This is a genomic window from Pseudoduganella dura, from assembly GCF_009727155.1.
GTDB lineage: Bacteria > Pseudomonadota > Gammaproteobacteria > Burkholderiales > Burkholderiaceae_D > Rugamonas > Rugamonas dura.
Genome location: NZ_WNWM01000002.1, coordinates 4,498,524 through 4,520,690, shown reverse-complemented (window position 1 = coordinate 4,520,690; position 22,167 = coordinate 4,498,524). Strand labels below are relative to the sequence as shown.

Annotated in this window: 16 protein-coding genes and 1 pseudogene; 12 read left to right on the top strand and 5 right to left on the bottom strand. The window is 63.7% G+C overall.

Going from position 1 to position 22,167, the window contains the following annotated elements:
* Positions 1 to 76 precede the first annotated feature (76 nt).
* Positions 77 to 1,951, top strand: coding sequence for a molybdopterin molybdotransferase MoeA (gene moeA / locus GJV26_RS19750; protein ID WP_260114808.1), 1,875 nt, complete (start codon positions 77 to 79; stop codon positions 1,949 to 1,951).
* A gap of 353 nt (positions 1,952 to 2,304) precedes the next feature.
* Positions 2,305 to 2,751, top strand: coding sequence for an RICIN domain-containing protein (locus tag GJV26_RS19745; protein WP_216643148.1), 447 nt, complete (start codon positions 2,305 to 2,307; stop codon positions 2,749 to 2,751).
* 40 nt (positions 2,752 to 2,791) lie between these two features.
* Here GJV26_RS19745 and GJV26_RS19740 read toward each other — a convergent pair.
* The 3 genes and pseudogenes from GJV26_RS19740 to GJV26_RS19730 form a co-directional block, all read right to left on the bottom strand.
* A pseudogene (locus tag GJV26_RS19740) lies at positions 2,792 to 4,342 on the bottom strand (acyl CoA:acetate/3-ketoacid CoA transferase); the annotation flags it as partial.
* A 42-nt stretch (positions 4,343 to 4,384) separates the two neighbouring features.
* Positions 4,385 to 5,641, bottom strand: a complete 1,257-nt coding sequence (locus GJV26_RS19735) for a DNA recombination protein RmuC (RefSeq protein WP_155710459.1) — start codon at positions 5,639 to 5,641, stop codon at positions 4,385 to 4,387.
* Positions 5,642 to 5,685: 44 nt separating this feature from the next.
* On the bottom strand, positions 5,686 to 6,084 hold the full coding sequence (locus GJV26_RS19730) for a group II truncated hemoglobin (RefSeq protein ID WP_155710458.1): 399 nt from the start codon (positions 6,082 to 6,084) through the stop codon (positions 5,686 to 5,688).
* A gap of 117 nt (positions 6,085 to 6,201) precedes the next feature.
* On the opposite strand from GJV26_RS19730, the gene GJV26_RS19725 reads away from it, so the two are divergent.
* On the top strand, positions 6,202 to 7,476 hold the full coding sequence (locus GJV26_RS19725) for a sensor histidine kinase (protein ID WP_155710457.1): 1,275 nt from the start codon (positions 6,202 to 6,204) through the stop codon (positions 7,474 to 7,476).
* Entirely contained in the window at positions 7,473 to 8,483 is a 1,011-nt protein-coding gene (locus tag GJV26_RS19720; protein ID WP_155710456.1) for a response regulator, read from the top strand. The genes GJV26_RS19725 and GJV26_RS19720 overlap by 4 nt, the downstream gene beginning before the upstream one ends.
* Positions 8,484 to 8,493: 10 nt before the next feature.
* Here the strand turns inward: GJV26_RS19720 and GJV26_RS19715 are convergent, their stop codons facing one another.
* Positions 8,494 to 11,025 carry an ABC transporter permease gene (locus tag GJV26_RS19715; RefSeq protein ID WP_155710455.1) on the bottom strand — a complete coding sequence of 844 codons (2,532 nt, stop codon included), beginning with the start codon at positions 11,023 to 11,025 and terminating at the stop codon, positions 8,494 to 8,496.
* 113 nt (positions 11,026 to 11,138) lie between these two features.
* On the bottom strand, positions 11,139 to 12,152 hold the full coding sequence (locus GJV26_RS19710; protein ID WP_155710454.1) for an adenosine deaminase: 1,014 nt from the start codon (positions 12,150 to 12,152) through the stop codon (positions 11,139 to 11,141).
* Between the two features lie 564 nt (positions 12,153 to 12,716).
* Between GJV26_RS19710 and GJV26_RS19705 the strand changes: the two genes are divergently transcribed.
* The 8 genes from GJV26_RS19705 (at position 12,717) to GJV26_RS19670 (ending at position 22,147) form a co-directional block, all read left to right on the top strand.
* Positions 12,717 to 14,639, top strand: coding sequence for a PrkA family serine protein kinase (locus GJV26_RS19705; protein WP_155710453.1), 1,923 nt, complete (start codon positions 12,717 to 12,719; stop codon positions 14,637 to 14,639).
* Positions 14,640 to 14,747: 108 nt separating this feature from the next.
* Positions 14,748 to 16,016, top strand: a complete 1,269-nt coding sequence (locus GJV26_RS19700) for a YeaH/YhbH family protein (protein WP_155710452.1) — start codon at positions 14,748 to 14,750, stop codon at positions 16,014 to 16,016.
* 1 nt (position 16,017) lies between these two features.
* Positions 16,018 to 17,559: a SpoVR family protein gene (locus GJV26_RS19695; protein WP_155710451.1), complete on the top strand. Its 1,542-nt coding sequence runs from the start codon at positions 16,018 to 16,020 to the stop codon at positions 17,557 to 17,559.
* 569 nt (positions 17,560 to 18,128) lie between these two features.
* On the top strand, positions 18,129 to 18,788 hold the full coding sequence (locus GJV26_RS19690; RefSeq protein WP_155710450.1) for an energy transducer TonB: 660 nt from the start codon (positions 18,129 to 18,131) through the stop codon (positions 18,786 to 18,788).
* A gap of 78 nt (positions 18,789 to 18,866) precedes the next feature.
* Positions 18,867 to 19,814 (top strand): MotA/TolQ/ExbB proton channel family protein, encoded by a 948-nt coding sequence (locus GJV26_RS19685; protein ID WP_155710449.1) that lies wholly within the window; start codon positions 18,867 to 18,869, stop codon positions 19,812 to 19,814.
* A gap of 4 nt (positions 19,815 to 19,818) precedes the next feature.
* Positions 19,819 to 20,244, top strand: coding sequence for an ExbD/TolR family protein (locus GJV26_RS19680; RefSeq protein WP_155710448.1), 426 nt, complete (start codon positions 19,819 to 19,821; stop codon positions 20,242 to 20,244).
* A 65-nt stretch (positions 20,245 to 20,309) separates the two neighbouring features.
* Positions 20,310 to 20,744: an ExbD/TolR family protein gene (locus tag GJV26_RS19675; protein ID WP_189442032.1), complete on the top strand. Its 435-nt coding sequence runs from the start codon at positions 20,310 to 20,312 to the stop codon at positions 20,742 to 20,744.
* 173 nt (positions 20,745 to 20,917) lie between these two features.
* Positions 20,918 to 22,147, top strand: coding sequence for a tetratricopeptide repeat protein (locus tag GJV26_RS19670; RefSeq protein ID WP_229419363.1), 1,230 nt, complete (start codon positions 20,918 to 20,920; stop codon positions 22,145 to 22,147).
* The last annotated feature ends 20 nt before the right edge of the window (positions 22,148 to 22,167 follow it).

Sequence of the window (22,167 nt, the reverse complement as noted above, 5' to 3'; positions counted from 1 at the left end):
GCGTGGCGGCTCAATGCGTGGCGGCTGAATACGTGGTGACAGAATGCGCGGCAGATAAAAAACGCAGGGGGATACATTGAACGACAACGACGTCAGCGGCCTGCTGCTCGCAGGGGGCCGCGGCAGCCGCATGGGCAACGTGGACAAGGGCCTGCAGCCGTTTCGCGGCGCAACGCTGGCGGCGCACGCGCTGCGGCGCCTCGCCCCGCAAGTGGCGGCGGTGACGATCAGCGCCAACCGCAACCGGGAAGCCTACGCGGCACTGGGTGCCACCGTGCTGGCGGACGAACTGCCCGGCTTCGAAGGCCCGCTGGCCGGCCTGCAGGCGGGGTTGCGCCACTGCGCCACGCCGCTGCTGGCCACGGCGCCGTGCGACTCGCCGTTCCTGCCGGAGGACCTGGTGCAGCGCCTGCGCGAAGCCCTGCTGGCGCAGGATGCCGACGTGGCGCTGGCCGTGACGATCGAAGCGGACGGCGACGGCGCGGCCCGCAAGCAGCCCCACCCCGTCTTCGCGCTGATGAAAACGGCGGTGCTGCCGCAGCTCGACGCTTACCTGGCGCGCAGCGGGCGCAAGATGGGTGGCTGGCACGATGGCCTGAAAGTGGCCGAGGTGCTGTTCAACGACGCCGCCGCGTTCCGCAACATCAACACGCCGGAAGAGCTGCAGCGCGAGGACGGCGCGCAACGCCTGCAGGACCTCGCCGACGGGCTCGATCCGCATGCGATGCCGGTGCGCCGGGCGCGGCAGGTCATCGACGGTTTCGTGCGCCCCGTGCGCGGCGTGGAAAAGGTGGCGCTGCGCGCCGCTCTGGGCCGCGTACTGGCCGAAGACATCATCTCGCCGATCAGCGTGCCCGCGCATGACAACTCGGCGATGGACGGCTTTGCGTTTGCCGGCGCCCAGCTGTCGCCGGATCATCCGACCCGGCTGAAAGTGATCGGCACCGATTTCGCCGGCCGGCCATCGGGCCTGCACCCCGGCCCCGGCCAGTGCCTGCGCATCATGACGGGCGCGGTGATGCCGGCCGGCTGCGACACGGTGCTAGCGCAGGAACACGCGGCTGGCATCGAGGACGACTGCGTGACGATCGCGCCGCGCAGCGTGCGTGCCGGCGACAACCGCCGCCTGAAGGGCGAAGACCTGATGGCCGGCCATCCGGCGCTCACCGCCGGCAAGATCGTGCGCCCGGCGGACCTGGGCCTGATCGCCTCGCTCGGCATTGCCGAGGTGGCCGTGCGGCGGCGCCTGCGCGTGGCGTTCTTCTCCACCGGCGACGAATTGCGCTCGGTGGGCGAACCGCTGGCGCAGGGCTGCGTCTACGACAGCAACCGCTATACGCTGTTCGGCATGCTCACGCGCCTGGGCTGCGAACTGGTGGACATGGGCATCGTGCAGGACGATCCGGCCGCGCTGGAAGCGGCGTTGCGCGATGCCTGCCAGAGCGCCGATGCGATCGTCACCTCCGGTGGCGTGTCGGCCGGCGCCGCCGACTACACCCGCGACATTATGGCGCGGCTGGGCGACGTGGCGTTCTGGACGATCGGCATGCGCCCCGGCCGGCCGATGGCGTTCGGCCGCATCGGCGCGGCCGGGCATGACGCATTCCTGTTCGGCCTGCCCGGCAACCCGGTCGCCGTCATGGTGTCCTTCTACTTCTTTGCCCGCCCGGCCCTGCTGCAAATGATGGGCGCCGCGGCGCCGGCCGATGTGCTGGCGAAGGCCTGCTCGGTGGAAGCCATCCGCAAGAAGCCGGGCCGCACCGAATTCCAGCGCGGGATCGTCAGTATCGCTGCCGACGGCAGGCGCGAGGTGCGCCTTACCGGCGCCCAGGGTTCCGGCATCCTGCGCTCGATGACGGAAGCCAATTGCATCGTCGTGCTGTCCGATGAGCAGGGCAACGTGGCCCCGGGGGATGCGGTGGAGGTGCTGATGTTCGAAGGGCTGGTGTAGCCGGGTGATCATTGCCGCCCGCAGCCACTGATGCAGTCGCCGCGGGCCAGTGACAATGCGAGGATTTTCGCCAGCGGCATTCTGCCAATCCCGACAGATGTCCTCATCCCGCCCAGGCACATTCCTGCGCTCAAGCAGCCGCCCCGCATGGCCGTGACGGCTTGCTACACAGTCGATACACCATTCCGACAACCGGTGACACAGTAACCTGCACGATGGGTGCAATATCGCATTGCGCTCGCCGGATACCTTACGGCCACCTGGTTCATCGGCCCTCTACGCACCCGTGCACGCAAAGCACCCCTGGACAAGTTCATGTTTCCCCTCCCCGCGAGGTGCGAAAGGAGAATGGTATGAATGGATGCAATTCACTGCTGAACCGCGCTGCCCACCATGAGATGACCCGCACCCGGCGGGCACGCGGCAGGCTTGCGGTCGTGTGCGCCATGGCGCTCGCCGTGGCCTGCGCCGCCGCGCTCCCGCAGGATGCCTATGCGGCACCCGTCACGAACGAAGTCATGCTGGTCAACGCCAAGACCGGCAAGTGCGCGACGATCGCCGGCGGCGTGAGCACCGACGACAATGTGACGGCGCTGCAGTTCGACTGCGACGACCATCCTTCGCGCACCTGGCGGATCAGCGACGTGACCGGCAGCGGCATCCACCAGATCAGGAATGTGCAAACCAACAAGTGCCTGACGATCGCCGGCGGCGTGAGCACCGCCAACAATGTGCGGACCCTGCAGTTCCAGTGCGACACCGACCTGTCGCGCCGCTGGACGATCAGGCTGAAGTTATGAGGACGCAGGCGCTGTCGTGATGTCAGCGCCCGTCGAAGCTGCCCATCGACGCCGTGTGGAACAGCCGCGCATCCATCGTTTTCAGGTCCGCGGCAATCGCCGGCACGAAATCCATCCGCGCCAGGATATCCCATTCCACATCGATCCCCGGCGCCACTTCGCGCAATTCCAGCCCCTGCGGCGTGAGCCGGAACACGCACCGCTCGGTGACGAACAGCGCCTCCTGCCCCCGCTCGACGGCCACCGCGCCGCTGTAGGTGCGGTGCTCGACCTCCTGCACGAACTTGTGCGCATCGCCTTCGCGCAGGATCTGCACGCCGCCTTCGCCGAATGCCACTTCCAGCCCGCCGGCGGTGAACGTGCCGATGAACACCACCTTGCGGGCGCTCTGGCTGATGTTGATGAAGCCGCCGGCGCCGGCCAGCTTGCGGCCGAACTTGCTCACGTTCAGGTTGCCCTGCCGGTCGGCCTGCGCCAGGCCGAGGATCGCCACGTCGAGCCCGCCGCCGTCATAGAAGTCGAACTGGTAGGGCTGGTCGATGACGGCATCCGGGTTGACGGTGGCGCCGAAATCGAGGCCGCCGGCCGGCATGCCGCCGATCACCCCCGGCTCCGCCGTCAGCGTGAAGCGGTCCAGCATGCCTTCCTCGGCGGCCACCGCGGCCACGCCTTCCGGCATGCCGATGCCGAGGTTGACCACGTCGCCGTCGGACAGCTCCAGCAGCGCGCGGCGCGCGATGACCTTGCGGGCGGAAAGCGGCATCGGCGTGATCCGGTCGAGCGGCACGCGCAGTTCGCCGGCGAATGCCGGATCGTAAGGAGTGCCGAAGGTCTGCATGTGGTATTCCGGTTTTTCGGCCACCACCACGCAATCGACCAGGATGCCGGGAACGCGCACCTGGCGCGGCGGCAGCGTGCCGCAGGCGGCCAGCCGCTCGACCTGCACGATCACGATGCCGCCGCTGTTGCGGGCCGCCATCGCGATCGCCAGCGCTTCCAGCGTGAGCGCCTCGCGCTCCATCGTCACGTTGCCGGCGCTGTCGGCCGTGGTGCCGCGGATCACCGCCACGTGCACCGGAATGGCCTTGTAGAACAGCCATTCGCGGCCATCGATCGTCATCAGCTCGACGAGGTTTTCCGTAGTGCGCGCATTCACCTTGCCGCCGCCGTGGCGGGGATCGACGAAGGTGCCGAGGCCCACGTGGGTGAGCAGGCCCGGCTTGCCGGCGGCCGTGTCGCGGAACAGCTGGCTGATCACGCCTTGCGGCAGGTTGTAGGCTTCGATCCGGTTGTCGATGGCCAGCTGCTGCAGCTTCGGCACCAGGCCCCAGTGGCCGCCGATCACGCGCTTGACCAGGCCTGCGTGGCCGAAGTGGTTCAGGCCGCGGTCGCGGCCATCGCCCTGCCCGGCCGCATACAGCAATGTCAGGTCGCGGGGACTGTCGTGGGAAGTGAAACGCCGCTCGAGGGCGACGGCGATGTTTTCGGCGAAGCCCACGCCGACGAAGCCGCCGGTGGCGACCGTGTCGCCATCGCGGATCCTGCCGACTGCCTCCTGGGCACTGACGACCTTGTTGCGACGAGACGCCATGGCGGCCTCCTGCGGAAGTGGATCGGGTTTCGCCCGATTACATTACGTTTCGCTGATATCGAGCTCGGGTTCGATCTGCCGGCCCAGCAGGAGTTCCGCCGCCTCGGCCGGCAGCGCCTCGACGGACCTGAGTTTTTTCGCCATCTGGCGGCTGCGCACTTCGGCCGATTCGATGTTCTTCGCCGCACGCTCCAGCGTGGTCTTCGTGGCGGCCAGCACATCGCCGAACTTGGAGAACTCCGTCTTCACGGCACCCAGCACCTGCCACACCTCGGACGAGCGTTTTTCCAGCGCCAGCGTGCGGAAGCCCATCTGCAGGCTGTTCAGCAATGCCGACAACGTGGACGGCCCGGCGATGCTGATGCGGTTCACGCGCTGCAGGTCGTCCGCCAGGCCGGGGCGGCGCATCACCTCCGCATACAGCCCTTCGGTCGGCAGGAACAGGATGGCGAAATCGGTCGTCTGCGGCGGGCACAGGTACTTGTCGGCGATGGTTTTCGCCTCGACGCGCACCGCCCGTTCCAGTTCGCGGCCGGCCAGCGCCACGCCGTCGGCATCGGCGCGCTCGGCCGCTTCCAGCAGGCGCTCGTACTGCTCCTTCGGGAACTTGGCGTCGATCGGCATCCACACCGGCGGTCCGCCCTCCTTTTGCCCCGGCAGTTTCAACGCGAATTCGACCCGGGCGTTGGTGCCGGCCACCGTTTCCACGTTCTTCGCGTACTGCTCTGGCGTCAGCACCTGCTCGAGCAGCATTTCCAGCTGCACTTCGCCCCATGTGCCGCGCGTTTTCACGTTGGTCAGCACCCGCTTCAGGTCGCCCACGCCCAGCGCCAGCTGCTGCATCTCGCCCAGCCCCTGGTGCACGCGTTCCAGCCGGTCCGAGACCTGCCTGAACGATTCGGTCAGGCGCGATTCCAGCGTGGCGTGCAGCTTTTCATCGACGGTCTGGCGCATTTCCTCCAGCCGCGCGGCATTGTCGGTCTGCAGGTCGCGGATGCGCGTTTCCAGCGTTGCGCGCACCTCGGCCATGCGGCGCGCGTTCGACTCGGTCAGCACCTCGATCTGGCGGCGCATGCCGTCGAGCTGCTGGACGGTGGCGGCGTGCGACTGGGCCAACAGGTTGCCCATCTCCTGCCGCTGCGCCTGCGCGGTGGCTTGCAGTTGCATCCGCACTTCCCGCTCGACCCGTTCCAGGCGTTCGCCGATGTCGCCGCCGCGATGACCGTTGCCGCGCAGGAGGATCACGACCTGCACCGCGAGGATCGCGACGGCAAGCACCAGCAGTGCATAGATTTCCATGGATTCAGTCAGCTCGGGTCAATGTCTCGGGTCGGTCAGCCGGGTCAGTCGGCTTTATTGCGCATCCAGTCGGCGGTCTGGTAGAACGATTCCATCAGCCGCAGGCGCAAGTCCTCGGCGATGCCCACATCCTCCATCGCCCAGGCCATCGCCCGCAGCCACTGGTCGCGCTCACTGCTGCCGACCGCGAACGGCAGGTGCCGGGCGCGCAGCCGCGGGTGGCCGAACTGTTCCTGGTACAGGTCCGGGCCGCCCATCCAGCCGGTCAGGAACCAGTACAGCTTGTCGCGCGATCCATCCGTGGACGGTGGATGCATGGCGCGGATGCCGGCAAATTCCGGTTCGAGCTCCATCAGGTCATAGAAACGGTCCACCATCGCGCGCAAGGTTTCTGCGCCGCCGATCGTATCGTAAAGCGTGCGTGATTCAGTCATGGTTGCCATGATAGCGCACTGCACGTGAGCTGATTGATCCATATCAATTCAGCCTGCGATACCGCTCAACATGGCTGTGTTTGGTAGGAAGATGGTTGCTTGTTTCGAGCCATTTACCACACAGCCATGCGTCACGATGCATTTGAACGCGCGGCCGGCAGTTTCATCGGCCGGCTGGTGCGGCGCCACCGCGGCGGCGAGCGTGCGGCCATCCAGGCCCTCGTCCTGGGCTGGCTCAGCGTCATCCTCCACCCCTTGTATTTCGTGTTGTTCACGTGGGTCTTCCCACAGCCCTACGAAAGCCCCGCGGTGCGGCTGGTGGGCACCGCGATCGGCGTGGCCGGCATTGCCGTCGTGCGCTACCGCACGCGCTGGTGCCAACGGTATGTGGCGCTGGCGCTCACATTCCTGCTGCCGTTCTTCGGCTCCTACATGTTCATGATGAACGGTGCAACGGGTGCCTGGGCGCAGTGCCTGACGGTGATGCTGGTGGGCCTGTTCCACTTCCCCACCGGGCTGGCGCTGCGCTGCTACGTGACGGGAACGGCGCTCGCCTGCCTGTGCGTGACGTTGCAGGGCAAGGGCGGCGTGATCCTGACCCAGGCCGTGCTGCAGCAGTTGCCGGTGCACTGGATGATCATCGCCCTGCTGGGCCTGGCCCGCTTTTCCCGCATCGCGCTGGAGCATGAAAAGATGGCCGGGCTGGGCGAAGGGCTGGGCGCCGTGGCGCACGAGATGCGCACGCCGCTGGCCAGCATGGATGCCAACGTGCGCGGACTGACGCGGATGCTGCAGGCGCTGCCCGCCGGCCAGCCCGAGGATGTGCGCGATGCGATGTCCCGCGTGCAGTACGAAGTGCGCCACATGAACCACCTGATCGACCTGTTCCTGCTGTCGGCCAACGCGGTGCGGCGGCGCCACGAGCCGTTCGAGACGGTCTCGATGGCGGATGCCGTGCAGGCCGTACTGCGCCGCTATCCGTTTACCGGCCCGGAACAGAGCGGCACCGTGGCGGTCGAAGTGCGCGGCAATTTCCGCTTTGCCGGCCAGCACGAGCTGACCGTCGTCATCCTCCTCAATTTGCTGCGCAATGCGCTCAAGGCCATACACCGCGCCGGCAAGGGCCGGGTGCGCATCGTGGTCGACGGCAACCGCCGCACGCCCCGGCTGCTGTTCATCGACACGGCGTGCGGCATCGCGGCGCGCCGGCTGCCTTTGATCTTCCAGCGCTTCTATGCTTACCCGGCGCACAACGGCACCGGCATCGGACTGGCCCTGTGCCGGCAGATCATGCGCGCGTGGAATGCCGAGATCCGTTGCATATCGCGCGAGCACGCCTATTCGATTTTCGTGCTGGAGTTCCCGGTTCAGCGCAGCACTCCTCCATCAGGTGACTCATGAGACTACCGATTCTTTCCCATCCGACCACGGTCGTGCTGGTGGACGACAGCGACTCGTTCCTGAAGAGCATATCGTTCCAGCTCGACCCGCTCTTGCCGAGCAAGACCTTCCATGACACGACGGTGGCACTGGACTGGTTCGCGCGCAGTACCCGGCGCGAAGACCTGCCGCTGCACGTGGATTTCGACAGCCTGAACCAGTCGCCGGACCAGCCCAACGTGGCGGTCGACATGCGCCGCATCCACCGCGTGTGCGAGCAGCCGATGCGCTTCACGATCCCGTCGGTGCTGGTGGTCGATTATTCGATGCCGCAGATGAACGGCGTGGAATTCTGCGAGGCGCTGCAGCACCTGCCGACCAAGAAAATCCTGTTCACCGGCGCGGCGGACGAAAAGATCGCGGTGGATGCGTTCAACCGCGGCCTGATCGACCGCTACATCAAGAAAAGCGACGACGATGCGCTCGACCGCCTCGAAGTGGAGATCGGCAACATGCAGCGCGCGTTCTTTCTCGACTACGCGCAAACGTTGTCGGACATGCTGGCCCTGCACGATTTCAGCTTCCTGCGCTGCCAGGCCATGGCCGGCGTGGTACAGGACCTGTACCGCCAGCATGGCTTCGTCGAACACTACCTGTATCCCGGCCCGGCCGGGATCCTGTTCCTGGACCGGTATGGCCGCGCCAAGCTGATGGTGATCGAAACGGAACAGGGCATGTGCGCGCAGTACGAAGTGGCACGCGACAACGATGCGCCGCACTCGCTGCTGCTGGCCCTTTCCGAACGGCGCGTGCTGCCGTTCTTTCCCCCTGGCGTGGGCGACGGCATGTATTCGACCGAGGCGGGCGACGAGTGGCACCGCCACTGCCGCGCGCCGCAGGTGTGCGCGGGCCGCGAAAAGTATTACTGGGCGCTGTTCGACTTCCCCGAGCATTACCTGGCCGCGCCGCCGGCGCCGTTCGAACAGTTCCTGAACGCGCGCCAGGCGGCGACCTACCTGGCGGCCTGACAGCTTCCCGTCACGCTTCCCGCAGCGTCTGCAGCGGCGGCTGGCGCAGCACGTTGCGCAGGCCCAGCCAGCCGCCGATGGCCGCGCACACGGCCCCCACCACCACCCCGGCCATCCAGGCCGTGGGGCTGAACACCCAGTCGAACTTGAACTGGTATTTCGCCAGCCCCCAGCCCATCGCCGCGGCACCGGTGGCGGCCAGCATGCCGGCCAGCGAACCCACGAGCAGGAACTCGATCAGTTGCGCGCGCGACAGCTGGCGCCGGGTGGCGCCCAGCGCGCGCAGCAGGCCCGATTCGCGGGTGCGCTCGTCCTGCGAGCCCATCAGCGCCGCGTACAGCACCAGCAGGCCCGAGGCCAGCGTGAAGCCGAACAGGAATTCCACGGCCTGGATCACCTGGTCGAGCACCGACTGGATCTGGCGCAGCACGCCGCCCACGTCGACCACCGTCAGGTTCGGGTAATCGCGCGACAGTTGCGTGCCCAGCGCCGCCGACTTCTTCGGCAGGTGGAACGCGGTGATCCATGTCTGCGGCGTGTCGGCCATCGCGCGCGGGTTGATGATGACGAAGAAGTTCACGCGCATTGAGCCCCACTCCAGCTTGCGCAGGCTGGTGATCTTCGCCTCCACCGGCGAACCGGCGATATCGAAGCGCATCGTGTCGCCCAGTTTCAGCCCCAGCGTCCTGGCCAGCCCTTCCTCGACGGAGGCTTCGGCGCTGCCCGGCGCGTCGTCGAACCACTTGCCGGCCGTGAGCTGGTTCTGCGTCGGCATCGCGGCCATTGTCGACAGGTTGAATTCGCGCTCGGCCAGGTTGCGCGCGCGTCCTTCCGGATAGGTGGCCGGCGTGATCGGCTTGCCGTTGACGGCCGTCAGCCGGCCGCGGATCATCGGGTACAGCGGCGCTTCCAACGCGCCGCCGGTGCGCAGCCTGCCGGCGATTTCCGCCTTCTGGTCCGGCTGGATGTTGATGATGAAGTGGTTCGGCGCGTCCGGTGGCGTGGCGCTGCGCCACGATGTCATCAGGTCGTCGCGCACGATCGTCAGCACCAGCAGCGCCATCAGGCCCAGCGCCAGCGACACCACCTGCACCACGGTGGCGCCGGGGCGCCGCTGCAGCGACGTGACGGCGAAGCGCCACGACGGGTGCTTCAGCGACGTGCGCAGCGATTTCAGCGCCGCCAGGCCGCCGTAGCCCGCCAGCGCGAACACGCCGAACGCGCCCGTGAAGCCGAGCGCCGTGTACAGCGCCAGCTTCAGGTCGCCGGCCTGCCACAGCAGCAGCACGATGAACGCTGCAAGACCGAGGCCGTAGGTGGCCAGTGCCATCGGCTGCGGCGGCGCCTGTTCGCGGCGGATCACGCGGTTGTGCGGCACGTTGCGCAGTTGCAGGATCGGCGGCAGCGCGAAGCCGGCCAGCAGCAGCATGCCGGTGGCCAGTCCCTGCAGGGCCGGCATGACCGATACCGGTGGCAGGTCCGCCTGCACCAGGCGGCCCAGCAGTTCGAGCAGCACGAAGTGGCTGCCGAAGCCCACCAGCACGCCGATCACGCTGCCGGCCAGTCCCACGAGCAGGAACTCGATCAGGTAGATCGACGTGACCTGGTTCTGGGTCAGCCCCAGGCAGCGCAGCATGGCGCAGGCGTCGAGATGGCGCAGCATGAAGCGGCGCGCGGCCATGGCCACCGCCACGGCGGCCAGCATGGCCGACAGCAGGCCCACCAGCGACAGGAACTGGTCGGCCCGCTCCAGCGTGGAGCGCATTTCGGGCCGGCCATCCTCCAGTGTATCGATGCGGATGTTGCGCGCCTTGCCGGCATTGATTTCGGCGCGCAGCCAGTCGCTGTAGCCGTTCACGGCGGCGCGGCCGTCCGGCCCCTGGCCGGCCGCCAGCAGGCGGTACGTGAGGCGCGAGCCGGTTTGCACGAGATTGGTTTTCGGCAATTCATCGAGCCGCAGCATCACGCGCGGGGCGAAATTGAGGAAGCCGGTACCGCGGTCCGGCTCGGCCGCGATCAGCTGCGCGATGCGGAACGTGGCGTCGCCCAGGCGCAGGTTGTCGCCGACGTTCGCGTTCAACGCGCGCAGCACGGCCACGTCGATCCATACCGTGCCGGGCTCGGGAATGTCCGGCGCGGGCGTGCCGACGCTGTCGTTGGCCAGGTCCTGGTCGGTCGTCACCTTGACGCGGCCACGCAGCGGATAACCGGGGCTGACGGCCTTCAGCGAGGCCAGCACCGACTGCGCCGCCTCGCCCTCCCCCGCCTGGGCCATGCTGGGGAACACGGCCGTGTCGGCCAGCACCAGGCCGCGGCGCGCCGCCTCGGTGCGCCACGCGGCGGACATCTGCTGGTCGCCGGCGATCACGAGATCGGCGCCGAGCAGCTGGTGCGCATCGCGATTCAGGCCGGCACGCAGCCGGTCGATGAAGAAACCGGCCGACGACAGCGCGGCGACGGCAACGATCAGCGCGACCAGCAGGAAGCGCAACTGGCCGGCGCGCCAGTCGCGCGCGGTCATGCGGAGGGCTTGGAGGAACATGGTTCTTTCAGCAGGAAAATCCGTACCGCGTGAGGATTGGTGTCGGACACCGGCACTCTGGTGTCCGACACCGGTTTTCGCAGCCGGCGTCGAAACGGCCGCGCGCCGAAGCGTCAGACCACGTCGAACGCCGCGAAATACGCATCCACTTCGGCGAGGAACTTCTGCTTCTGTTCGGCCGGCAGGAACGATGCGGCAAAGCCGTTCTTCGCCAGTTCATGCGCGTGCTGCAGGCCCAGCGGCAGCGAGTCGAACGTGGCCAGGTAATTCTCGTTCAGGTAGCCGCCGAAGTAGGCGGGGTCGTCCGAATTGATCGTCACCACCAGGCCGGCGTCGAGCAGCGTGAGCAGGTTATGTTCGCTCATGTGGTCGAACACGCGCAGCTTGATGTTCGACAGCGGGCACACGGTCAGCGCGATCTTCTCGGCGGCCAGGCGGCGCGTCAGCACGGCGTCTTCCAGGCAGCGCACGCCGTGGTCGATGCGTTCCACATGCAGCACGTCCAGCGCCGACCAGATGTATTCCGGCGGCCCTTCCTCGCCGGCGTGCGCCACCAGGTGCAGGCCCAGCTCGCGGGCGCGCGCGAACACGCGCGTGAATTTTTCCGGCGGGTGGCCCACTTCGGAAGAATCGAGGCCCACGCCGATGAACCTGTCGCGGTATGGCAGCGCGGCCTCGAGCGTGGCAAGCGCGTCTTCCTCGGACAGGTGCCGCAGGAAGCACAGGATCAGCGTGGCCGACACGTCGCTGTCCGCGCAGGCGCGGTGGATGCCGTTGATCACGTCGCCGATCGGCACGCCGCGCGAGGTATGCGTCTGCGGGTCGAAGAAGATCTCGGTGTGGCGCACATGGTCGGCCTTGGCACGCGCCAGGTAGGCCGCCGTCATGTCGTAGAAATCCTGTTCCTTCAACAGCACACTCGCACCGGCATAATAAATGTCGAGGAACGATTGCAGGTCGGTGAACGCATAAGCGGCGCGCAAAGCGTCGACGGAAGGATAGGAAAGCTGCACGCCATTGCGCTGCGCGAGCGCGAAAATCAATTCCGGTTCCAGCGAGCCTTCGATGTGAATGTGCAGTTCCGCCTTGGGCATGTTTTGCACGATGTGCCTGATTTGAGTATTCATTCGGTTCCTTTGTAGCTGATAAAGCGCATCTTAGCGCAAGATCAAATCTTTTTTGAGTCTGTGCCCTGTCGCACGGTTTGCATCATGCTCAGCACAGCTTGAACAACCATGCTACTGTGATGTAAAGCATGAGGAAATTGGCAACAGTGCTGTGGACGGTGCCTGGCGTGCCGGGTACTTCCTTGCGGAGCGAAGCCCTGGAAGATGGAATGGACGATGCCGGATAATATTTTGACTTCCCGCACCATTAGCGCAATAATCGACTCAAGCGAATTTCACAATCGCAAGATGCGTTTCGACGCACACACAAGCCGGCATCTTTCCACAGCACGGCACATAAAAAACCCGGCTCACCGGTGCGCGCAACGCGCCCCAATGCCAGAAGCCGGGGGCAACCATGACAATCAAGGAGCATCACACAGGATCAGGCCGACAGCCTTGCATGACGACTGCCGACCACAGTAAGGGAAACCTGCAGTACCGCCGCGCGCATCCCACCGATGGCGACGCGGCAGCGATGGCGGGTTTGCCGTAACTTGTAGGTTTACATCAGAGGACACGCACATGACGATCTTTGACACTTACGCAGCACGGTACGAGCGCACCCGGGAAGAGGAAATGTCCCTTTCCGAATATCTCCAGTTATGCAAGAAGGATCACCTGACCTACGCCAGCGCGGCGGAGCGGATGCTCGCCGCGATCGGCGAGCCGACGCTGGTCGACACGCGCAACGATACCCGGCTGTCCCGGATCTTCGCCAACAAGGTCATCAAGATCTATCCCGCCTTCCGCGAGTTCTACGGCATGGAGGAAGTGATCGAGCAGGTGGTGTCCTACTTCCGCCACGCGGCCCAGGGCCTCGAGGAGCGCAAGCAGATCCTGTATCTGCTGGGGCCGGTAGGCGGCGGCAAGTCGTCGATCGCGGAGAAGCTGAAATCGCTGATGGAACAGGTGCCGTTCTATTGCCTGAAGGGTTCGCCCGTCAATGAATCGCCGCTCGGCCTGTTCAACGAGGCGGAGGATGGCGTGATCCTGGAGGAGGACTACGGCATTCCGCGCCGCTACCTGCGCAGCATTCCCAGCCCATGGGCGGTGAAGCGGCTGCACGAATACAACGGCGACATCAACCAGTTCCGCGTGGTCAAGCGCTATCCGTCGATCCTGAAGCAGATCGCCATCTCGAAAACCGAACCGGGCGACGAAAACAACCAGGATATTTCCTCGCTGGTCGGCAAGGTCGACATCCGCAAGCTCGAGGATTACGCGCAGGACGATCCGGACGCCTACAGCTATTCCGGCGGCCTGTGCCTGGCCAACCAGGGCCTGATGGAATTCGTGGAGATGTTCAAGGCGCCGATCAAGGTACTGCACCCGCTGCTGACCGCCACGCAGGAAGGCAACTACAAAGGTACCGAAGGCTTCGGCGCGATCCCGTTCGATGGCGTGGTGCTGGCCCACTCGAACGAATCGGAGTGGAAGACCTTCCGCAACAACCGCAACAACGAGGCGTTCCTCGACCGTATCTATATCGTCAAGGTGCCGTACTGCCTGCGCGTGTCCGACGAGGTGAAGATCTACGATAAGCTGTTGCGCAACTCGTCGCTGGCCGAGGCGCCCTGCGCGCCGGGCACGCTGCGGATGATGTCGCAGTTCGCGATCCTGTCGCGCCTGAAGGAGCCGGAAAACTCGTCGGTCTTCTCGAAAATGCTGGTCTACGATGGCGAGAACCTGAAGGATACCGATCCGAAGGCGAAATCGATCCACGAATATGTCGACTACGCGGGCGTGGACGAAGGCATGAACGGCCTGTCGACCCGCTTCGCGTTCAAGATCCTGTCGAAGGTGTTCAACTTCGACTCGACGGAAGTGGCGGCCAACCCGGTCCACCTGCTGTACGTGCTCGAGCAGCAGGTCGAGCGCGAGCAGTTCCCGCCGGAGACGGAACAGAAGTACTTCTCCTTCATCAAGGAGCACCTGGCGCAGCGCTACGTGGACTTCATCGGCAAGGAAATCCAGACCGCCTACCTGGAGAGCTATTCGGAATACGGCCAGAACATCTTCGACCGCTACGTGACGTTCGCCGACTTCTGGATCCAGGACCAGGAATACCGCGATCCGGACACCGGCGAAAGCTTCGACCGCGAATCGCTCAATGCCGAGCTGGAAAAGATCGAGAAGCCGGCCGGCATCAGCAATCCGAAGGATTTCCGCAACGAGATCGTCAACTTCGGCCTGCGCGCCCGCGCCAACAACGGCGGCAAGAACCCGGCCTGGACGTCCTACGAGAAATTCCGCACGGTGATCGAGAAGAAAATGTTCTCGAACACCGAGGAACTGCTGCCGGTCATCTCGTTCAACGCCAAGGCCAGCGCCGAGGATGCGAACAAGCACGCCGACTTCGTGGCCCGGATGGTGGAAAAAGGCTACACCGCCAAGCAGGTCCGGCTGCTGTGCGAGTGGTATCTGCGCGTGCGGAAGTCGTCGTAACGCGGTCAGTGCCATAATAGGTTCAGGAAGCGAGTCCGTCACAGCAGCATCGGGCTTCGTGCTCCCGCCTCCCGGCGGGAGCACGGTCCCCAGCGCAGGAGGAATCTTTTGAGTTACCTCATCGACCGACGCTTGCAGGGTAAAAACAAGTCCGCGGTCAACCGCGAACGGTTCCTGCGGCGCTACAAAGGCCAGATCAAGGATGCCGTCGGGCGTGCCATCAAGGGCCGTTCGATCACCGACATCGAAAATGGCGAGAAGGTTTCGATTCCCGTCAAGGACGTGAACGAGCCCTCCTTCGGACATGCCCATGGCGGCGTGTGGGAAGTTGTCAATCCCGGCAACCAGGAATACCAGAAGGGCGACCAGATCGCCCGGCCCAAGGGCGGCGGCGGCTCCGGCCGCGGCAAGGCGGGCAACAGCGACCAGACTTCCGAGGATGACTTCATCTTCGAGCTGTCGCGCGAGGAATTCATGAATTATTTCTTTGAAGACCTCGAACTGCCGAACCTCGTCAAGACGCAGCTGACGGCCACCACCGATTTCAAGAGCCAGCGCGCCGGCTATACCGTGTCCGGCACGCCCAGCAACATCCACGTGCTGCGCTCGCTGCGCGGCGCATTGGGGCGGCGCATTGCCGTCGGCGGCCCGTCGCGCAAGGCGCTGGCCGAAGCCGAGCTGGAGCTGGAAACGCTGCTGCTGGCCGACGTGCCGCTGGACGACTTCCGCGTCGTCGAGCTGAAGAAGAAAATCCATCACCTGCATACCAGGCTGCTGGCGATCCCCTATATCGACCCGTTCGACCTGCGCTACAGCAACCGCATCAAGATCCCGAAGCCGATGACGCAGGCCGTGATGTTCTGCATCATGGACGTGTCCGGCTCGATGGACGAGGGGCGCAAGGACACCGCGAAACGCTTCTTCATCCTGCTGTACCTGTTCCTGAAACGGGTATACGACAAGATCGAAGTCGTCTTCATCCGCCACCACACGGCGGCGGCCGAAGTCGACGAGCACGAGTTCTTCCATTCGCGCGAGTCGGGCGGCACGGTGGTCTCGTCGGCACTGAACCTGCTCAACAAGGTCATCGACGAGCGCTACGGCGCCGGCCAATGGAACAGCTACGTGGCCCAGGCCTCGGACGGCGACAACTGGGACAACGATTCGGTGCTGTGCCGGCAACTGCTCGTCAACACGATCATGCCGAAGGTGCAGTACTACACGTATGTGGAAATCACCGACGGTCCGCCACAGAACCTGTGGGAGCAGTATGCGCAGGTGCCGGATCTCCACCAGCACTTCGCCATGCAGAAAATTGTCACGCCGGCCGATATCTATCCGGTGTTCCGCGAACTGTTCAAGAAGCAGCCCAAATAAGATGAACGAGATGACGAAACGACCGCCCCATCCGCGCGCGCTGCCGGAACAGTCGGAATGGACGTTCGAGCTGATCGAACAGGCGCACGAGGAAATCAAGCGCGTGGCGCAGGGCTTCGGCCTGGACACGTATCCGAACCAGCTGGAAATCATCACGGCCGAGCAGATGATGGATGCGTATACATCCGTCGGCATGCCCGTGTCGTACAACCACTGGTCGTTCGGCAAGCACTTCCTGTCCACCGAGAAGGGCTACAAGCGCGGGCAGATGGGCCTTGCTTACGAGATCGTCATCAACAGCAATCCCTGCATCGCCTACCTGATGGAGGAAAACAGCCTGACGATGCAGGCGCTGGTGATCGCGCACGCGGCATATGGCCACAATTCCTTCTTCAAGGGTAATTACCTGTTCCGCACGTGGACCGATGCCGAAGCGATCGTCGATTACATGGTGTTCGCCAAGAATTACATTGCCGAGTGCGAACAGCGGCACGGCATCGACGCGGTCGAACTGCTGATCGACTCGTGCCACGCGATCCAGAACTACGGTGTCGATCGTTACAAGCGGCCGGCCAAGCTGTCGCTGGCGCAGGAACAGGCGCGCCAGAAGGAACGCGAAGCCTACCTGCAATCGCAGCTCAACGAGCTGTGGCGCACGCTGCCGAAGCGGCCCGAGGAAGAAGCCGTCGCCCAGGCGCCCGCCCGCTTCCCGCCCGAACCGGAGGAGAACCTGCTGTACTTCATCGAGAAGTACGCGCCGCTGCTGGAGCCATGGCAGCGCGAGCTGGTACGCATCGTGCGCAAGATCTCGCAGTACTTCTATCCGCAGCGGCAGACCCAGGTCATGAACGAAGGTTGGGCCACGTTCTGGCATTACACGATCCTGAACCAGCTGTACGACGAAGGCGTGATCGGCAACGGCTTCATGATGGAATTCCTGAAGAGCCACACGAACGTCGTCTACCAGCCGCCGGTGCATAGTCCCTATTACAATGGGATTAACCCTTACGCGCTGGGCTTCGCGATGATGACGGATATCCGCCGCATCTGCGAAAACCCCACGGCCGAGGACCGCGAATGGTTCCCGGACATTGCCGGCAGCGACTGGAAGCAGACGCTGCAATTCGCGATGCGTAATTTCAAAGATGAAAGCTTTATTGCCCAATACCTATCGCCGCGCCTGATCCGCGAGTTCCACTTCTTCGCGGTGCTGGACGATGACCGCAACGAGAAGCTGTCCGTCTCGGCGATCCACGACGAGATGGGCTACCGCTACGTGCGCCAGCAACTGGCCGACCAGTACAACCTGGGCAACCGCGAGCCGAACATCCAGGTATGGTCGGTCAACACGCGGGATGACCGCGCGCTGACCTTGCGGCACACGCAGTTCAACCGCCGGCCGTTGAACCAGCAGGCGCATGAAGTGCTCAAGCACGTGGCGCGGCTATGGGGCTTCGACGTGCACCTCGATACCGTTTCGCCCGAAGGCAAGCTGATCAGCACGCTGGAATGCAAGCGTGAAAAGCGCGGCCGGCTGGCGTGAAGCCCTGATGAACCGATTCGACCCGGGGGCGTTCGCCAGGCTCCCGGACTTCCCTTCCAATACGCCCGCAATGCTGTAGACTGGTCTGACCGCCTCGACAGATCGGCTGGACCGGCCTCATCTTTTCTCATCCGTACCGCCCCTCCCGATGTAGTGAACTTTCAAGCTTGGTTTTTTTGCATCCGGGTGCGCCGCCCGGCCTGCAAATTGCATATACTTGGATGGCAAAGGTACCGCTCCCATTGTTATGCATTTGCAAGTTTCGGTACCAAATTTTTCATTGGCGGAAGGGAGGAAAGCTGACAGAAAATTTTGTTTTTTTCTCATTAGGAAAACTTCATGGCGCCATTTCGGTCACTTGCACAGGGTTGGTCACGGGTGCCCGGAAACGGGCGCCAGAATGGTGCATGGGAGCAGCTAAGGGCATGAAATTTAACCAGTTTTTTGATCCCAAAATTCTATGTACAATGAAGAATTCGTATGTATAATTCGCCGACGTCCCGGATGCGGCTGTAGCTTTGTGTCGCTATTTTGGGGTTCGAGTAGAGTAGGTATTGGAGAAAGCAGGCATGAATTTTAGTGATAACGGGAAGGTCAAAAAGAACTATACCGGCATCGTGGTAGTGGTGGCCTTGCACATAATCGCTGGTTACGGGATCGTGTCGGGCTTGGGCAAACGGATGATCACTAAAATGATCGAGCCGGTTGAAACCAAGATCATTGAAGAGGTCGCTCCACCGCCACCGAAGGAGCTGCCTCCCCCACCTCCGCCGCCGGAAATGAAAGCACCGCCGCCGCCGTTCATTCCGCCAGTTGAAGTGAATGTGCAGCAGCCGCCGCCGCAACAGAACGTGATCGCCAACACCACCCAGCAAAAGCCGGCAACGACCGAGCTGGCGAAGGCGGCACCACCGGCACCGCCGGCACCTCCAGCACCTCCGGCCCAGTCCGTACGTGTTCCCGCAGTGGCTGACTTCAGCACCTGCGCGAAACCGGAATGGCCGAAGTCGTCGCTGCGTAACGAAGAAACGGGCACGGTAACCTTGTCGTTCCTGATTGGGGTCGACGGTCGCGTGGCCGATTCCAAGATCGTGAAGTCCAGTGGTTTCAGGGATCTGGACAAAGCGGCCGTGGTGGGTATCGGCAAGTGCAAGTTCAAACCAACATTGGTTGACGGCAAGCCGGAACAGGCGTGGATGTCGATGCAATACGTCTGGACGCTGGAATAACCCGAGACGAAGTCTCATTTAGCAAGATTCGTTGTCGTTACGTTCAGCGAACTGATCTTTTATCAATTTGGAGGAAGCATGTTTAAGAATACCCGTTTGTCCGCTGTACTGGCCGCTGTGCTGTTCTCGGTGACCGCAGCAACTGCCCTGGTGAGCGCGCCGGCCATGGCCGACGCCCCTGCCCCGGCCGCCGCGGATGCGCCTGCAGCGCCGGCAGCGGATGCGGCAGCAGCACCGGCAGCCGACGCAGCCGCAGCACCGGCCGCCGATGCAGCCGCAGCAGCACCGGCCGCCGATGCTGGCGCGCATGGCGCCGCTGGCAAGGAAGAAGTGGAAAACCCGTTCGGCATCAAGGCAGCATGGGAATCGGGCTGGGTCCCGAAAGGCACGATCATCATCATGTCGATCATGTCGATCGGCTCGTGGTACATCATCATCACCAAGTTCCTGGACCAGATGAAGATCATGCGTCAAGCCCGTGAAGCTACCGCCAAGTTCTGGAAGGCATCGTCGATCGCTGCCGGCACCACGACCCTGGCCGAAGGCTCGCCGTTCCGCTTCATCGCCGAATCGGGCACCAAGGCTTCCGCCCACCACGATGGCGCCCTGCTGGAGCAGATCGACCTGTCGACCTGGGTGACGATGTCGATCCAGCGCGCCGTGGACAAAGTTCAGTCCCGCCTGCAGGATGGCCTGTCGTTCCTGGCAACCGTGGGTTCGACCGCACCGTTCATCGGTCTGTTCGGTACCGTCTGGGGTATTTACGGTGCACTGACCAACATCGGTATGACCGGTAACGCGTCGATCGACAAGGTTGCAGGTCCGGTCGGTGAAGCACTGATCATGACGGCATTCGGTCTGGCAGTCGCAGTTCCTGCCGTTCTGGGCTACAACTGGCTGGTGCGTCGCAACAAGTCGGCAATGGAAGAAGTGCGTGCGTTCTCGGCTGACGTGCACTCCGTGCTGATCTCCGGCGCCATGTCCACCGCTGACTCCGCTGCTCGTGCACCGAAAAAAGTAGGCTAATACCATGTCGATGTCCGTAGGCTCCGATAGCGGCGAAGACCAGGTAATGTCGGAGATCAACACGACGCCCCTCGTGGACATCATGTTGGTTCTCCTGATCATCTTCCTGATTACCAGCCCAGTCGTTCTCAAACTGCAGAAGATCACCCTGCCGGAAGAGACCAACCAGGTTATCCAAACCAAACCGGAAAATGTCAACATCGTCGTCAACAAGGATGGTGACATCTACTGGAATCAGAAGAAAATGGCGGACACTAATGAGTTGTTCGATTTTCTGAAGGTCGAGGCCGTAAAGGTTCCGCAACCCGAAGTGCACGTACGTGGCGATAAAGAAGTCAAGTACGAGTCGATCGGCCGCGTGATCTTCACGACCCAGCGCGCCGGCATCCAGAAGGTTGGTTTCATCACCGAACCGCCTGACAAGATGTAAGGCCCCTGCCCGGACGGCTTATTGACTTGCAGCTGGCCGGGCAGTCTTCTATAAGGAACACACCCATGAGTATGAATGTCGGTTCGGGCAGCGCCGCTCCCAATGCGGATCCGGAACCAATGATGGAAATGAACATGACACCGCTCATCGACGTGATGCTGGTGCTGATCATTATGCTGATTATTACGATTCCGAAGGCCAACCACTCGGTGAACCTGAACATGCCGGTCGGTACGCCGCCGCCATCGACGGTGGAACCGGTTGTCGTGACGATCGACGTGGACTTCGACGGTACGATCCTGTGGGATGGCCAGACCATCCCGGATCGCGCCACGCTGGAGCAGAAGCTGATGAACGTGGCGGCACAGGCTGATCAGCCGGAAGTGCACCTGCGTCCCAACAAGCTGGTCGAGTACAACGCCGTTGCAGGGGTGATGGCTTCGGCCCAGCGCCTGGGCGTGACGAAGATCGGCCTCGTCGGCAACGAGCAGTTCCAGTAAGAGTATTTTCCCTGGACAGTTTCGCTGCCTGGCAGACCATGATCGCGGTACTTCGGTACCGCGATTTTTGTAAGTGCGGGTAACATATGAAACTCAGGAGTACGGCTCTTTATTTTCCACGATAGGCGGGTTATCCTGCCTATTCTTGTTTTTTGATGAAAGATACCTCACTTATGTCCAAGTTCCGTCTCGCCCATCTCGGCCTGGTGATGGCCGCCGTCGGTTTTACCGCCGCAGCTCCCCTGGCTGGCCTGGCGCCCGCTGCGTATGCTGCCGATACGGTACGTGCCGATGTGGGCAAACCGCTGCAGGAAGCGCAGCGTTTGCTCAGCAGCGGCAAGGCAAGGGAAGCAGTTGCCAAGCTGAAGGAAGCCGATGCCGTCGGCAACAAGACCGAATTCGAGAAATACCAGATCGAGCGCGTGCGTGCAGCCGCCGCATCGACCGCCGGCGATACGCCGACCGCCATCAAGGCCTTTGAAACCCTGATCGCTTCCGGCCGCCTGTCCGCCGGCGAAAAAGCCAAGTTCAACGAGGGCCTGGCCGGTATGCATTACCGCGCCAAGGATTACCCGAAAGCGATCACCGCGATCCAGGGCGTGCTGAAGGACAATCCAGGCAATGTGCAGATGCAGCAGCTGCTGACGCAGACCTACTTCATCAGCGGCCGCTACAACGAAGCCGCCGCCGCGCTGAAGTCAGGCAAGCAGTCGGAAGAAAGCCTGCAGATGCTGGCCAACATCCAGCTGAAGCAGAACGACAAGACGGGCTACGTGCAGACCATCGAGAAACTGGCCGGCAGCTACCCGAAAGCCAGTTACTGGGCCGACCTGCTGAACCGCGTCCAGGGCAAGCCGGGCTTCTCCCGTACGCTGGGGCTGGACGTGCTGCGCCTGCGCCTGGCGCTGGGCCAGCTGACCAAGCCTTCCGAGTACATGGAAATGGCCCAGCTGGCACTGCAGGCCGGCAACGCGCCTGAGGCGATCAAGATCATCGACCAGGGCTACAAGAAAGGCGCCCTGGGCACCGGTACCGACGCGGCGCGTCACCAGCGCCTGAAAGACCTGGCCAACAAGACCCTGGCGGACAACACCGCCGCGCAAGCCACCCAGCAAGCCACCCTGATCCAGAACAAGGATGCCGACGGCCTGTTCAACATGGGTTATGCGCTGGTTTCCTCGGGCAAGGCCGACCAGGGTATCGCGCTGATGGACCAGGCGCTGAAATTCGGCACCGCGCGCCGTCCGGAAGAAATGAAGCTGCACTATGGCGTGGCGCTGTTCAGCGCCGGCAAGAAGCAGCAGGCGCTGACCGCGCTGAAGAACGTCAAGGGCACTGCCGGCGAATCCGACCTGGCGCGTTACTGGACGCTGCATATCAACAATCCAGGCAGCGCCGCGTAATTCCTTGCACTGCTGTCATT

Excerpts from the sequence above, each read along its gene's own strand:
- GJV26_RS19745 (WP_216643148.1), top strand. The coding sequence starts at position 2,305 with ATGAATGGATGCAATTCACTGCTGAACCGCGCTGCCCACCATGAGATG.
- GJV26_RS19735 (WP_155710459.1), bottom strand. The coding sequence starts at position 5,641 with ATGGAAATCTATGCACTGCTGGTGCTTGCCGTCGCGATCCTCGCGGTG.
- GJV26_RS19730 (WP_155710458.1), bottom strand. The coding sequence starts at position 6,084 with ATGGCAACCATGACTGAATCACGCACGCTTTACGATACGATCGGCGGC.
- GJV26_RS19725 (WP_155710457.1), top strand. The coding sequence starts at position 6,202 with ATGCGTCACGATGCATTTGAACGCGCGGCCGGCAGTTTCATCGGCCGG.
- GJV26_RS19720 (WP_155710456.1), top strand. The coding sequence starts at position 7,473 with ATGAGACTACCGATTCTTTCCCATCCGACCACGGTCGTGCTGGTGGAC.
- GJV26_RS19715 (WP_155710455.1), bottom strand. The coding sequence starts at position 11,025 with ATGTTCCTCCAAGCCCTCCGCATGACCGCGCGCGACTGGCGCGCCGGC.
- GJV26_RS19710 (WP_155710454.1), bottom strand. The coding sequence starts at position 12,152 with ATGAATACTCAAATCAGGCACATCGTGCAAAACATGCCCAAGGCGGAA.
- GJV26_RS19705 (WP_155710453.1), top strand. The coding sequence starts at position 12,717 with ATGACGATCTTTGACACTTACGCAGCACGGTACGAGCGCACCCGGGAA.
- GJV26_RS19695 (WP_155710451.1), top strand. The coding sequence starts at position 16,018 with ATGAACGAGATGACGAAACGACCGCCCCATCCGCGCGCGCTGCCGGAA.
- GJV26_RS19690 (WP_155710450.1), top strand. The coding sequence starts at position 18,129 with ATGAATTTTAGTGATAACGGGAAGGTCAAAAAGAACTATACCGGCATC.
- GJV26_RS19685 (WP_155710449.1), top strand. The coding sequence starts at position 18,867 with ATGTTTAAGAATACCCGTTTGTCCGCTGTACTGGCCGCTGTGCTGTTC.
- GJV26_RS19680 (WP_155710448.1), top strand. The coding sequence starts at position 19,819 with ATGTCGATGTCCGTAGGCTCCGATAGCGGCGAAGACCAGGTAATGTCG.
- GJV26_RS19675 (WP_189442032.1), top strand. The coding sequence starts at position 20,310 with ATGAGTATGAATGTCGGTTCGGGCAGCGCCGCTCCCAATGCGGATCCG.
- GJV26_RS19670 (WP_229419363.1), top strand. The coding sequence starts at position 20,918 with ATGTCCAAGTTCCGTCTCGCCCATCTCGGCCTGGTGATGGCCGCCGTC.